This window comes from Actinomadura luteofluorescens, from assembly GCF_013409365.1.
GTDB classification, from domain to species: Bacteria; Actinomycetota; Actinomycetes; order Streptosporangiales; family Streptosporangiaceae; genus Spirillospora; species Spirillospora luteofluorescens.
Map to the genome: position 1 here is coordinate 359,066 of NZ_JACCBA010000001.1, position 12,411 is coordinate 371,476.

Consider the following 12,411-nt stretch of genomic DNA (forward strand, 5'->3'; position numbering starts at 1 on the left):
ACTCCTGCATGAACATGCAACGTGGGGGCGGCGACCGTCCGTGCCCCCGGCCGGCCCGGCCGGACGGAGACGCCCTCCCCCCGGCCCGGCGTGCGGTCCATACGACGAAGGGAATCAGCGTGCCGGCCGGCGCCGCGCCGACCGCGATGCCGCACGGCGAAAGACGTGCCGCACATCCACTGACTGGACTTGACCGGATGCCGTCCCGTTTCTTACCCGGCGAGTCGTCCCGCCCCCGTGCGGGCGGCGGTATCACCACGGTCCCGAAGACTCCGCTCAATCACCTACCTCTGAGTTCGCACCGGTTTCGCACCCGCGGATCATTCGTCTTTCACGGTTCGCCGCCTACCAGGCGGGCGGTCGCGAACGCAAGTACGCGAAGCGGCGCGGGCGCATGCCTCAATGCGCGACGCTTCATTCGTCGCGCATTCATTCCACCGGGATGCCCATCCTCCCGCGGCCGGTTAATACTCATCGACCCTGGCACCAATACTTGCCGCGCAAGTTTCACAACCGAAATGGGAATGACCGTAATGCGCCATTCCGAAACCTGAGAATGGCCGCTTGTGGCCGATCGCTTTACATTCCGCACGGCCTCGCGTTCCCTGGTTCTTGGCGCTGCCGGAAGCCGGTCGCACGAGCGGAGGAGGCGTTCCATTGTGGATCTGCCCGAGCCCCGGTCCGACTCCAGTGATCCTCAACGCGCCGCCACCCGACGGAGAATTGTCCGGTTGCACCGGATTGCACGGAACGGAGGGAAACGAGATGGAATCGGTTCGGCAAACAGGCGTTCACCGCCAAAGCAGTCGGAGGTACGCGGAACCCCGCGGTTGCGGGGCGGCGGAGACGGGAAACTCGGGCGACCCGAAAGCGAAGTGTTTTCTAACGGCGCCGAGAGCTTTCCATCTGTTGGGCTCCCCGCTCTTCCAAAAGTCGACCCGGTCACGGGAAGATTGGGGACGGTAACGGAGAGCAACCACACCAACGGAAGCTTGAACTGATCATGGACACGCCCGTCAACCCCGCTGACCAGGCGTTAGCCCGACTCCGCGAGGACTTCCAAGGCCACCGAATCTGGCGCGCCACGCGCTACGACGGAAGGCTCGGCGACTGGGTCGCCACCCTGCACGACCCAAAGGCCGGCATTGACCCGACCGTTATATGCAGCACGGCAGAAGAGCTCCGCAAGGCGCTCACCAACGAGCTCAGCCGCGCGGCCTGCCGTCCGAGACCCGACCCCCGTAAGTGGGTGCGCCGGTAATGGGGTGGATCGAACCGAAGAATCTGCACGCCGAAGTCTCGACTTCCTCCATTACAAGCCATCTTGACCGGCTTGCACAGGAAGTCGTCCGGGAGGGCTGGAAGGCCGAACCGCGCTACGACGGGCCCCTCCCGCTCGTGCGCGTCTTCGACCCGGTCGTCCCGGGGTTCGGGGAGAGCGTCACGCTCGCCCCCGGATCGACGTCCGACACCTGGTGGTACCGGTCGAGCACCGGGGAGGATCTGGCTCCGCACACCGACCCGGCCCGCGCCGCCGGGCGGATCACCCGGATCCTCACCCCCTACGTGGCGGCCGCGCTCGCCGCCCGGGCACGCCGTCCGGTGGGGGACGGCGTCGCGCTTCCGGTCCCGCCGCCCGACCCCGGCACGCACCACACCGAGACGATCGCCTACCTCCATGCCCGCTTCGGTGTCCTGTGCTGGTGGGGCACCCACACCAAGGAATGGTGGGCCCTCATCCCCTGCGCCGCGCAGTGGAGGCTCGTCAACGCGCCCGCTTCGGAGACCCTCGCCCAGGCCATCCTCGACGTCCACGCGCACAGCTAGCCCGGCGCCGGGGAGGCCGCTCCTCCCCGGCGCCGGGCTCAGTTCGGGGCGGCGGCGTCGCGGTCCCTGAGGACGGCCTTGTGGATCTTGCCGACGGGGGTCAGCGGGACGTCCGGGGTGATGACGAACTGGCGCGGGACCTTGTAGTCGGCCAGGCGGTCGCGGCAGTAGGCGGTCAGTTCGCCGGCGGTGGGCGGCTCGGCGCCCGGGCGCGGGACGACGTAGAAGCGGCCGACCTCGCCGAGAACCGCGTCGGGGACGCCGATCCCGGCGGCCATCGCGACCTTCGGATGGGCGGTCAGGACGTTCTCGATCTCGACCGGGTAGACGTTGAAGCCGCCCTGGATGTACATCTCCTTCTTCCGCCCGCGCAGGACCAGGTGCCCGTCGGGTTCCAGGGCGACCATGTCCCCGGTGGCGAGCCAGCCGTCCGGCAGGAAGACCTCGGCGGTCTCGTCCGGCATGTCCCAGTAGCCGGCGGCGACGCAGGCGCCGCGGATCTGGAGCTCACCGGTCTCGCCCGGCGGCAGCACGGCGCCGTCGGGCGCGGTCACGCGCGCCTCGAAGTCGCCGATGATCGCGCCGAGGGTCCGGGAGACCGTCTCGGGGTCGTCGTCCGTCGGGGACAGGACGCAGGCGCCCGAGGATTCGGACAGGCCGTAGAGGCCGTAGAGGGGAGCCTCGGGGAAGCCGCGGCGGATCGCGGCGGCGAGCGCGGGTTCCACGTTGGACCCGCCCGCCATGCACAGCCGGACGGACGAGACGTCGCGCTCGGCGAAGTCGGGGCGGCCCAGCATCAGCACGTACATCGTGGGGACGGCGCCGAGGAACGTCACCCGGTGGCGTTCGACGGCGCGCAGCGCTGCGTCCGGGGAGAACGCGGGCAGCAGCGCGACCGAGCCGCCGCTGACCAGGGCGGCCATGATGGTGCAGGTGATGCCGCCGACGTGGTTGAACGGCAGGTGGCCGAGCAGGACGTCCTCGCCGGACATCCCGAAGTGGTCGGCCTGGGCCCGGGCCGAGGCCAGGATGCCGCGGTGCGTGATGACGGCGCCCTTGGGACGTCCCGTGGTGCCGGACGTGTAGAGGATCATCAGCGGGTCGTCCGCGTCCACCGCGTCGCGGACCTCGGCGAGGGACGGCGGCGCCGGAGCGGAGGCGAGGGCGTCGAAGCCCGCGCCGAAGTGCACGGCGGGGATGCCGGACGCCGCGAAGTACGCGGCGAAGTCGAACTCGGGCACGGCGTCGACGCTGACCACGAGCCGGGCGCCGCTCTGCCCCAGCATGTACGACAGCTCCCGCTCCCGGTAGCGGACGTTGAGCGGGACGACCACGGCGCCGATCCGGGCGGCGCCGAAGAACACCGCGAGCCACTGCGAGGTGTTGGGGCCGAGCAGGCCGATGCGGTCGCCCGGCCCGACGCCGCGGGCCAGCAGGCCCGCCGCGACCCGGTCGGCCAGCTCGTCGAACGCGCTGTACGTGATGGTGTCGTCGCCGTCGAACAGGAACGCCTCGTCCCGCGTCGCCGCGGCCTTGAGCGCCCCTCCGACCGTCACTGCCCGCATGTCGCCTTCCCTCGTCCCGGTGGCATTCGTCAGGGAGCGGTCGTGCACGCACACCTCAGAGCTTGCGGCCGACTCCGGCGTAGAACCAGATCGGCAGGGCCTCCTCGAGGGCGACCGGGCGCTCGGGCCGCCACAGCGGCGCCCACACCAGGCCCGGGTCGACCAGTGCGAAGTCGCCGAACAGGCCCGTCACCTGGTCCAGGCTGCGCGGCGTGCCGGGCGCGTTGGTCCTCTTGTAGACCTCCACGACCTTCGCCACGATGTCGGGCACGCCGTCGGCGGAGGCGTGGGTGATCGCCATGTGGCTGCCGGGGGCGAGCGCGTCGCGCAGCTCGGCCATGATGCCGGGCGGGTCGTCGGCGTCCGGGATGAAGTGCAGGGTGGCGATCGTCAGCAGCGCGACCGGCTTCGCGAAGTCCAGCAGCCGGGTGATCTCAGGGTGCTCCAGGATCTCGCGGGGGCGGCGGATGTCGGCCTGGACCATCCGGGTGCCGGGCGAGTCCGCGAGGATCGCCCGTCCGTGCGCGACGACCTGGCCGTCGTAGTCGACGTAGGCGACGCGGGCGGCGGGGTTCACCGACTGGGCGATCTGGTGGACGTTCTGCTGGGTGGGCAGCCCGGTGCCGATGTCGAGGAACTGGTCGATGCCCTGCTCGGCCATGTACCGGACGGCGCGGCCCATGAAGGCCCGGTTCTCCTTGATCAGGGTGATCAGGGTGGGGTCGGCGGACTTGGCCTCCTCGGCGCGGAGGCGGTCGGCCTCGTAGTGGTCCTTGCCGCCGAGGTAGTAGTCGTACATGCGAGCGATGTTCGGCACGCTCGGGTCGAATCCGCCTGGCCGAAGCCGCTCGCCTGCCACCGTGCCTCCCTGCCGGCCGCCCATGCTGATCATCTTCACATCACACTGTACGGTCTGCGCCGGCGCGGCAGGACCGGTCCACGAGAACGACCGATCACGATTCGGTCCGGCGGGCGCGCCCCGCCCGCCAGGGGGCGAGGGGCCGGACGAGCAGCGAGATGCGGCCGCCGATCGCGCGGGGCCTGGAGGCGCTCCGCGCGGCGGCGCGGTGCTGACGATCGGCTCGCCCGGGCGGGCGCCTGCCCCGGGTATGTCGGGCGTACCGGAAAGTAGCGTGTCATACTGGGCGATTCCTAGCGGGGGCCGCGCGTCACCGCTCGGATGTCAGCTGAAGGGAGAAGCCATGCCCTCCCCCGCGGGGCACGAGCCGCAGACCTTCGATCCGTCGGCGCCCAACGAGAGCCGGATGCACGACTACCTGCTCGGGGGCAAGGACAACTACGCCGCGGATCGGCAGGCGGCGCTCCAGGCGATCGAGCTGGCGCCGGAACTGCCGGTCCTGGCGCGCGAGGGGCGCAAGTTCCTGGACCGCGTCGTCCGGTTCCTCGCCGCGGCCGGGATCCGCCAGTTCCTCGACATCGGGACCGGCCTGCCCACCCAGGGAAGCGTGCACCAGATCGCTCAGGCAGTCGCGCCGGACTGCCGGGTCGTCTACGTCGACAACGATCCGGTGGTGCGCGTCCACGCGCAGGCGCTGCTGGGAGGGGACGCCCGCACCACGGTCGTCGAGGCCGACATGCGGGACGCCGAAGGGATCGCGCACCATCCCAACCTGCGCCGCCTGATCGACCTCGACCAGCCGACGGCGCTGCTGTTCTTCCACGTGCTCTACACCATTCCCGACGACGAGGAAGCGGCGCGGAGCGTCCGGCGGCTGGGCGAGCTGATGGCGCCGGGCAGCCACATCGCGATCTCGCATCCGGTCAGCGACCTGTGCCCGGAGGTCACCGCCAGGCTCGCCTTCCTCTACCAGCAGGAGACCCACGCGATCCGCGGCACGCCGCGCTCGAACGTCCGGACCAGGGCCGAGGTGGAGAAGCTCTTCTCCGGCTGGGACCTGATCGAGCCCGGCGTCGTCTACCTCCCCCTGTGGCGTCCCGAGCACGAGACCATCGAGTCGTCCAGGCCGATCTGGAGCGTCGGGGGCGTCGGGCGCAAGCCCTGAGAGCCCCCTCACCCGGCCGGAGTGCCGTACGCGCTCACCTCCGTGAGGTGGAAGGTGAGGTTGGCGGTGTTGCCGGACCCGACCACCCGGATGTAGCGGGCCCTGGCCTCGGTCGTCATGGTGTCGCCCGCGTCGGCGGCGGGGCGGGGCCCGTTGCGCCCGCCGAGGGTGAACCAGTGCTCGCCGTCGAGGCTGCCCTCCAGCCGGTAGGTGTAGTAGCGGGTCCCGTCGACGTAGTTGCGGACGTTGACGCGCGAGACGTCGTTGACGGCGCCGAGGTCGACCCGCCACCAGTTCTCGCCGTAGGTCATCTGGCCGCCCCAGTAGGGCGAGTTGGCGCGGCTGCCGTCGTTGGCGGCCTCCGGCGGCCGTCCGGGCTCGGAGGACATCGCCGTCACCGGCTTGCGGAGGCTCTGCAGCGGGTCGCCCGACCCGTCCCGGGACGTGCCGGGCGAGGCCGCGATGCCGCCGTCGAATCGCGCGATCGCCTCCTGCGCGGTGTGGGCGTTCACCGCGCTGACGAACATGCCGACGTCCTGGGCGCCCGCCGCGCCGGGAACGGTGCCGGAGCCGACCACGGCCCAGTTCTCGCCGTCGGAGCCGCACGCCCCCGTCATCCGGTCGCCGTCCCTGCTCAGCCGCACGCGGACCTCGCCGGCGGTGAATCCGCCGACCTCGGTGTAGTGGTCGAGGCGGCCGTCGCCGTCGGCGTCGTAAGAGAAGACGCACCCGTGCGCGGGCGTCACGGCGATGGAGGCGTACCCGGCGGACCCGGTGCGGGAGAGGTCGTCGCTCGCGACCAGTCCGGCCCGCGTCCAGTCGGACGACCCGTCCAGCATGCTCACCTTCGTGGAGACCGCGTGCCCCGGGGTCAGCCCGTCGTCCCTGTAGACGGTCGCGAACTCGTTCGTGTCGCCCCACATGTCCTTGCCGCCTGCGGCGATGCCGACCGTGTCGCCTGACCGCGCGAACTCGGCGGCGGTCGAGGCGAAGTTCTTGTAGGGCGCCCCCACCGTGCCGCCGCCGACCATGAGGAGGGAGTGCGCGCTCGCCTGCTCGGAGTCGCCTCCGGCGGTGCGCCAGGAGACCGTGGCGTCCAGGCTCGGCAGGGCGCCGGGTTCCGCGTCGGTGGGCGCGGTCACCGTCCAGGTCGCGGTGGCGGTCCTGCCGGGGGCGACGTCGCCCGCGGGGCCGGACTCCGCCGCGACCTTGTAGCCCGCGGGCGCGTCCAGCCTGACGCGCACCTGCCGGGCCTCGCTGAGCGCCGACTCGTTGGTGAACGTCGCGGTGACGCGGACGGCGCCGCCCGGCTCGACGCCCTTGCGGCCGGTGGCGAGGGCCAGTGCGCCCGCCGGCTCCTCGGCCACCCGCCGCGCCAGCCGGTGGGCGTCGCCGTGCGGCTCGGCCGCGTAGCGGGTGCCGGCGCGCGCCCAGCGCTCGGCGAAGGCGCGCCAGTCGATCCGCTTCGGCTCCGCGCCGGTCCTCATGGCGCTGCCGAGCTCGTCGAAGAACAGCTTCCAGCGCTCGGCGTAGTAGCCGCCGACCAGCCCGTTGAACTCGCGGCGCGCGTAGTCCTGGAGGCCGGGGCTGCCGCTCTCCCACAGCGTGACCAGCGACTTGAGGTTGTAGTCGAGGGTCGCCGCCTCCCTGGAGTCCGCCGCCTGCCGGGACGCCTCGCGCTGCCAGGTGCCGAGGAGGAAGTGCGGGTCGGTACCGAGGACGTCGTCCATGAGGCGGATCTCGCTCGTCCACCGGCCGGTGAGCCGCGCGAAGGCGGCGCGGTCGCCGTCCCGGTAGGCGGCGCGGATCTTCGGCAGGAGCAGCCTGCCGCGGTTCGCCAGGACCTGCCTGGCGACGTCCACGAGGTCGTAGCGGTACGCGCCGGAGCGCCGCAGCCGCGGATCGACGTCGAGCAGTTCGCGCAGGGCCTTCTCGAACTCGCCCGGGTCGTACTGCAGCGGCGTCCCGGTGGTGGTGAGGCTCGGCTGGTCGTCGAACAGGCCGGTCACGTGCCGGGTGTCCTTGCCCGCGGGCCACGCGTAGGCGGTCCGGCCGATGATCCGCCAGGCCGCGCGGGCGTGCGGGTCGGCGGCCCCGTAGCGGGCGGTGGCGTACTCGTCGAACCAGGCCTCCATGTCGACCGGGCCGTCCCGCCACGGCATGTCGGCGAAGAACGCCACCGCCGCGGGGTTGTTGTCGATGGCCTCGGGCATCAGCGCGATGCCGTTCATGGCCGTGCCCTGCCTGGCGCGCCAGGCGTGGAACTTCTCGTTCCACACGGTGAGGCCGGCGCCGAAGTTCTGGTGGCCGCCGAAGTTCCAGATCGTGCCGAACGCGTACTGCGTGCCGAGGAAGTCCTTGTCGCGGTCGGTGACGTCGGGCTGCTCGGTGATGCCGTCCACGATGAACATGCGCGAGCGGTCGACCGCCTGGAGGGTCTCCTTGCGGGGGTTGTTCTGCCAGCCGAGGATCACCCAGGTCGCACCGGGATGCGCCGCTTCGAGGGCGTCCTGCACGGCCCGGGAGGCCTCGGGCACCGGCACGGACCCGGCCCGCCCGCCCTCGTGGAGCAGGTCCATCTTGTACATCGTGCTCGCCCCGTACAGCTGGGTCTGCGCCTTGTAGAACGCCGCCGCGACCTTGCCGAACTCGGGCCCGGTCGGGTCGAGCCAGTCGGGGCGCTCCAGGCCGTTCCAGGTGCCTTGCGGGACGGTGTTCGCCCCCGGGTTACGGGACTCGAAGTCGGTCGGGACCGTGCCGTAGTAGCCGGGAAGCACAGGCGTCATGCCCAGCTCGCGCAGCCGGTCGACCATGCGCCGGGCGAGCGCCGCGCGCCGGTCGAGGAGCTGCTGGGAGATCGGCGAGTCGGTGCAGCACATGTTCTGCAGCAGCCACCACGCCTGGTGGCCCGGCTGCGGGATCCAGGCGCGCATGTCCGCGGCGCTGTAGCCGAACTGCTGGAACGTCCGCTGGTAGACCGCGTCCTGCCCCTCGTACACCAGGACCTCGTTGATGCCGAGCAGCGCGAGCGCGTCGATGCGGCGCTCCCATTCCTCCCAGCTCAGATACGCGCCGGCGTATCCCTCGTTGGTGTCGTTGAGCGCGAACCGGTGCACGACCGAGGAGTCCGCCTCGATCGGCGCGGACGGCAGCGGCAGCCGCGCGGGCAGGTCGAGCTGCGTCCCGCCGATCGCGACGTTCGCGTGCGCGACCTCCCGCAGGTAGCGGCCGAACCCGGTGAGCTGGACGGCCGGGGACGTGCCGGCGACGACCAGGCGCCCGCGCTCGGCGGAGACCCGGAAGCGGTCGGGGCCGGTGCCCTTGGGGATCGTCCGCAGCTCGACCTGGCCGGCCCCGCCCCGGCCGAGGAGCCGCTCCAGCGCGCGGGCGGCGGGTCCGGTGGCGCGGGCCGCCGGTTCCGCGTCGCGCGCCGCGGCGGGGGCCACCGCGGTCAGCGAGACCGCCAGCAGCGCGACCAGCAGGACGGCGGCCGACCGCAAGCGGCCACCGGTTTCGGTTCGTCGGCCCGGGACCATGGCGGACACCTCCACCGCGAGGTTTGTTAAGCTCGTTGAAAAACTGGAGCGGCCTTCATCATGAGGGCGCCGGGTCCCGCGGTCAAGGGGCCGTCCGCGATCTTCTGGAGGGGCATGGGAGAGGATCGCGCGGTCGGCACCCCGGTGCTGCGCCGCCTCAACACCGCCGCCGTCCTGCGGGCGGTGCGCGAGCGCGCGCCCGATCCGCTGCGCCTGGCCGAACTCGTCGAGCTGACCGGGCTCACCCGCCCCACCGTGGGGCAGGCGGTCGACGACCTGGTCGAGGCCGGCTGGCTCCAGCAGCACGACCCCGCCACCGCCTCGCGGCACGGCGGCCGCCCCGCCGTGCGCGTCTCGCTGCGGGGCCGCGCCGCGCCCGTGCTGGGGCTCGACGTCGGCCCCCACACGGTCAGCGCGGGGGTCGGCGACCTCGCCGCCCGGCGGCTGGCGTCCGTGCGGCGCCCGGTCGGGCGCAGCGAGGCCGGTCACCTCCTGCGCGCGGTCGACGAGGTGGTCGCGCGCGCCCTCCAGGAGGCGGATCTCGGCGCGGACGAGATCGCCGGCGTGGTGGTCGCCACGCCGGGCATCGTCGACCCCGGCGCAGGGCGCGTCCTGCTGGCGCCGAGCGTCCCGGGCTGGACGTCGGTGGACCTCTCCGGCCACCTGCGCGACCGCTTCCACTGCCCCGTCCAGGTCGAGAACGACGCCAACCTCGCCGCCCTGGCCGTCGCCGGGGAGCGCGGGACCCTGCTGGCCGTGCAGTGGGGCGAGCGCCTGGGCGCGGGCGTCGTGATCGACGGCCGGCTCCACCGGGGCTCGGGCGCCGCCGGGGAGATCGGCTTCATCCGCCCGCCCGGCCGCGTCCCGGAGACCGGCGACGGGCGGGGCCCGCTGGAGCGCACCATCGGGGCCGAGGCCATCGCCGCGCGGGCCCGCCGCGCGGCCCGCCGCCACCCCGAGTCCGCCCTGCGGGACGGCGAGCCCGACGCCGCCGCCGTCTTCGCCGCGGCCGCCGCGGGCGACGCCGTCGCCCGGCGGATCGTGGACGCCGTGGCCGCGACCTTCGCGCAGGCGATCGCCCCCGCCGTGCTGGTCCTCGACCCCGGCACCGTCGTGATCGGCGGCGGCGTCGCCCGCGCCGGGCCCGTCCTGCTCGGCGCCATCACCCGGCACCTGGCCGAGCTGACCCTCACCCCTCCGGCCGTGGAGTTCTCCGGTCTCGCCGAGGACACCGTCCTCACCGGCGCCCTGCACCTGGCCCTCGACGAGGTCTGGCGCCGCCTCACCGTCTAGGACGGCCGGAGGTCATCAGGGAACCGTGTCGAAGAGATTGGGCAGGCCGGAGCGGTAGCGCTGGGCGTCGAGCCTCTTGAGGCCGTCCAGCTCGGGCGGCTGATCTGCGCCCGCGTGCACTTCTTGGCGGGCTTGCCGTAGAGGATCCCGGGGGTGTCCCAGTCGGAGACGTCGAGGGACAGGCAGTCGGCGACCTGGCCGTCACCGTAGTCGCGGGAGAAGTCGCGGTCCCAGAGCCTGCTCTGCAGGACCGCCGTGATCTGCCACGGCGAGTCCATGAAGTTGACCTCCTGGTCGAGTCCGCGCGGGCTGCGGCGCAGGAAGAACTGCAGCCCGTTCATCCACTCGGTGCGCAGGTTCCGCATCGTCGCGAGGCCGGGGTCGAGCGCGAGGACGTCAGGGGACAGCAGCGTCCGGGCGCGGTCCACCGGCACCGCACAGACGAACCAGTCGGCGGAGCGGCGGCGGCCCGCCGCGTCCACGACCCGGACCGAGCGGACGCGCCCGCCGCCCGTCTCCAGCGCCTCGACGGCCTGGCCGACCTCGAAGCGGACGCCGCGGTCACGCAGGTGGCGGACCCACGGGTCGATCCACGCCTCGTTGGTGGGGGCGTCGAGCATGCGGGCGAGGCCGCCGTCGGCGCCGAGCCCGAGCCCGAGCCCCGCCAGCAGGAACGCCTCCCCCATCGCGCCGACCGTCCGGGTGCTGGCGACCCCTCCTCCTTCACCGCCACGAGCCCGCGCGTCAGGAACCGCGCCACGATCGCCCGGTAGTCGCCGGACCTGCCCTCGGCGCGCACGAACTCCCACCACGGCGCGACAGGCTGATCGTGGTCATGCACCCGTAGGTCTCGCAGCCGGTGACGCGGCCGACCACGCCCTGCCAGGTCCCGTCGCCCTTTCACCACGCCGCCGAGCAGGGTGGCCGTCCCGTCGGGCTCGTGGGAGACGCCCCACTCCCAGCCGGAGTAGCGCTGGTCGACGACGCTGAACCGGCCCCAGTTGTGGTCGTGGTAATCGCGCCACCCGTCCACGCTGATGCGCGAGGACGCGCCGGGCGGGCGGAGCCAGCCGCGGACCCGGCTCGTCGCGACGGGCGCGCTCCAGTACATCGTCTGGTCGCCGCCTCCTCGGCTGAGCCCCCGTGACGTCCGGCCCCCGGCTGGTCGTGCGATGGAAACCGAGACTGATTCGGTCCCCGGATCGTGTCAAGCATTGTGTCGACACACTGTCCGATCCGGGCCTCGGGGCGGTACGCTGCGCCCATGGCGACCACCACCCAGCCGCGCAGGAAGATCCGGGAGCGGCGCGACGACGTCCGGCGGCGGGTGCTGCGGACGGCGGCGGAGATGATGGCCGACGGCACGCCCTACACCGAGCTGCCCGTGCAACGCATCGCCGAGCGCGCGCAGGTGGCGCGCTCCACCCTCTACCTGCACTTCCCCGACAAGAGCCGCCTGCTCCTCGCGCTGGCCGACGAGGCGGTCGACGCGCTGTTCGGCGAGGCGGTCATCTGGTGGCGGGCCGACCACTCCGACGGGGTCGACGGCGTCGCCCGCGCCATGCGGCAGATGATCGCCGCGTACCGCGAGCACCGCCGCGTCCTGCACGCCCTGGCCGAGGTCGCCGGGTACGACCCGGAGGTCGCGGAGTTCTGGCGCGAGCGGATACGGCGGTTCGCCGCCGTCGTGCAGAACCGGCTGGAGCGGGAGCGGCGGGCGGGCACCGTCGACCCGGAGATGGACGTGCGGCCGACGGCCCAGGTGCTGATCTGGACCGTGGAGCGGACGATCTCGGCGCACTGCCACCACGACGAGGGCGCGGGAGACGAGGGAATCGCGCGCACCCTCGCCCGGACGATCTGGCTCACGGTCTACGGCACGACGCCCGCGCCACCGCACGGCGACCGGCGCCCGGCAAACCGATAGCGCCCGGGACGCCGGGCGGTCGCCGCTCCGGCGCGTCCCCGCCCACGTGACGCGGCTCCCGCACGCGTGGATCACCTTCGCCCGCGCGAGCCATTCACTAATATTTCATATAGCGAATGGCGGTCGAGGCGGGCCTTTCCTCGGAGGCCGACTTTCCGGCGGGAACGCCGATGGATTGGCCTCGGTGCCGGGCGGCCGTCATGCGAATATGCGCCGCTCGCTCGTCTGGTGAACCGTTG

Annotated in this window: 8 protein-coding genes; 4 read left to right on the plus strand and 4 right to left on the minus strand. The window is 72.8% G+C overall.

Going from position 1 to position 12,411, the window contains the following annotated elements:
- Positions 1 to 1,260 precede the first annotated feature (1,260 nt).
- Positions 1,261 to 1,827 (plus strand): hypothetical protein, encoded by a 567-nt coding sequence (locus BJY14_RS01645; RefSeq protein ID WP_179841935.1) that lies wholly within the window; start codon positions 1,261 to 1,263, stop codon positions 1,825 to 1,827.
- A 38-nt stretch (positions 1,828 to 1,865) separates the two neighbouring features.
- Here BJY14_RS01645 and BJY14_RS01650 read toward each other — a convergent pair whose 3' ends face one another.
- Entirely contained in the window at positions 1,866 to 3,392 is a 1,527-nt protein-coding gene (locus BJY14_RS01650; protein WP_179841936.1) for a class I adenylate-forming enzyme family protein, read from the minus strand.
- Positions 3,393 to 3,447: 55 nt separating this feature from the next.
- Complete coding sequence (locus tag BJY14_RS01655) at positions 3,448 to 4,284, minus strand: SAM-dependent methyltransferase (RefSeq protein WP_307809873.1); 837 nt, start codon at positions 4,282 to 4,284, stop codon at positions 3,448 to 3,450.
- 310 nt (positions 4,285 to 4,594) lie between these two features.
- Here BJY14_RS01655 and BJY14_RS01660 point away from each other — a divergent pair, with 310 nt between their 5' ends.
- Positions 4,595 to 5,416: an SAM-dependent methyltransferase gene (locus BJY14_RS01660; protein ID WP_179841937.1), complete on the plus strand. Its 822-nt coding sequence runs from the start codon at positions 4,595 to 4,597 to the stop codon at positions 5,414 to 5,416.
- A gap of 8 nt (positions 5,417 to 5,424) precedes the next feature.
- Here BJY14_RS01660 and BJY14_RS01665 read toward each other — a convergent pair whose 3' ends face one another.
- On the minus strand, positions 5,425 to 8,916 hold the full coding sequence (locus tag BJY14_RS01665; protein ID WP_179841938.1) for an alpha-N-acetylglucosaminidase TIM-barrel domain-containing protein: 3,492 nt from the start codon (positions 8,914 to 8,916) through the stop codon (positions 5,425 to 5,427).
- A gap of 150 nt (positions 8,917 to 9,066) precedes the next feature.
- Here BJY14_RS01665 and BJY14_RS01670 point away from each other — a divergent pair, with 150 nt between their 5' ends.
- On the plus strand, positions 9,067 to 10,245 hold the full coding sequence (locus BJY14_RS01670) for an ROK family transcriptional regulator (RefSeq protein ID WP_179841939.1): 1,179 nt from the start codon (positions 9,067 to 9,069) through the stop codon (positions 10,243 to 10,245).
- Here BJY14_RS01670 and BJY14_RS01675 read toward each other — a convergent pair.
- Positions 10,242 to 10,931, minus strand: a complete 690-nt coding sequence (locus BJY14_RS01675) for an NAD(P)/FAD-dependent oxidoreductase (protein WP_179841940.1) — start codon at positions 10,929 to 10,931, stop codon at positions 10,242 to 10,244. The two genes, BJY14_RS01670 and BJY14_RS01675, sit on opposite strands and share 4 nt — an antisense overlap.
- Before the next feature lie 578 nt (positions 10,932 to 11,509).
- Between BJY14_RS01675 and BJY14_RS01680 the strand changes: the two genes are divergently transcribed.
- Positions 11,510 to 12,172: a TetR/AcrR family transcriptional regulator gene (locus tag BJY14_RS01680; RefSeq protein ID WP_179841941.1), complete on the plus strand. Its 663-nt coding sequence runs from the start codon at positions 11,510 to 11,512 to the stop codon at positions 12,170 to 12,172.
- Positions 12,173 to 12,411 lie beyond the last annotated feature (239 nt).

Coding starts and splice junctions, on each gene's coding strand:
- BJY14_RS01645 (WP_179841935.1), top strand. CDS start 1,261: ATGGGGTGGATCGAACCGAAGAATCTGCACGCCGAAGTCTCGACTTCC.
- BJY14_RS01650 (WP_179841936.1), bottom strand. CDS start 3,392: ATGCGGGCAGTGACGGTCGGAGGGGCGCTCAAGGCCGCGGCGACGCGG.
- BJY14_RS01655 (WP_307809873.1), bottom strand. CDS start 4,284: ATGATCAGCATGGGCGGCCGGCAGGGAGGCACGGTGGCAGGCGAGCGG.
- BJY14_RS01660 (WP_179841937.1), top strand. CDS start 4,595: ATGCCCTCCCCCGCGGGGCACGAGCCGCAGACCTTCGATCCGTCGGCG.
- BJY14_RS01670 (WP_179841939.1), top strand. CDS start 9,067: ATGGGAGAGGATCGCGCGGTCGGCACCCCGGTGCTGCGCCGCCTCAAC.
- BJY14_RS01675 (WP_179841940.1), bottom strand. CDS start 10,931: ATGGGGGAGGCGTTCCTGCTGGCGGGGCTCGGGCTCGGGCTCGGCGCC.
- BJY14_RS01680 (WP_179841941.1), top strand. CDS start 11,510: ATGGCGACCACCACCCAGCCGCGCAGGAAGATCCGGGAGCGGCGCGAC.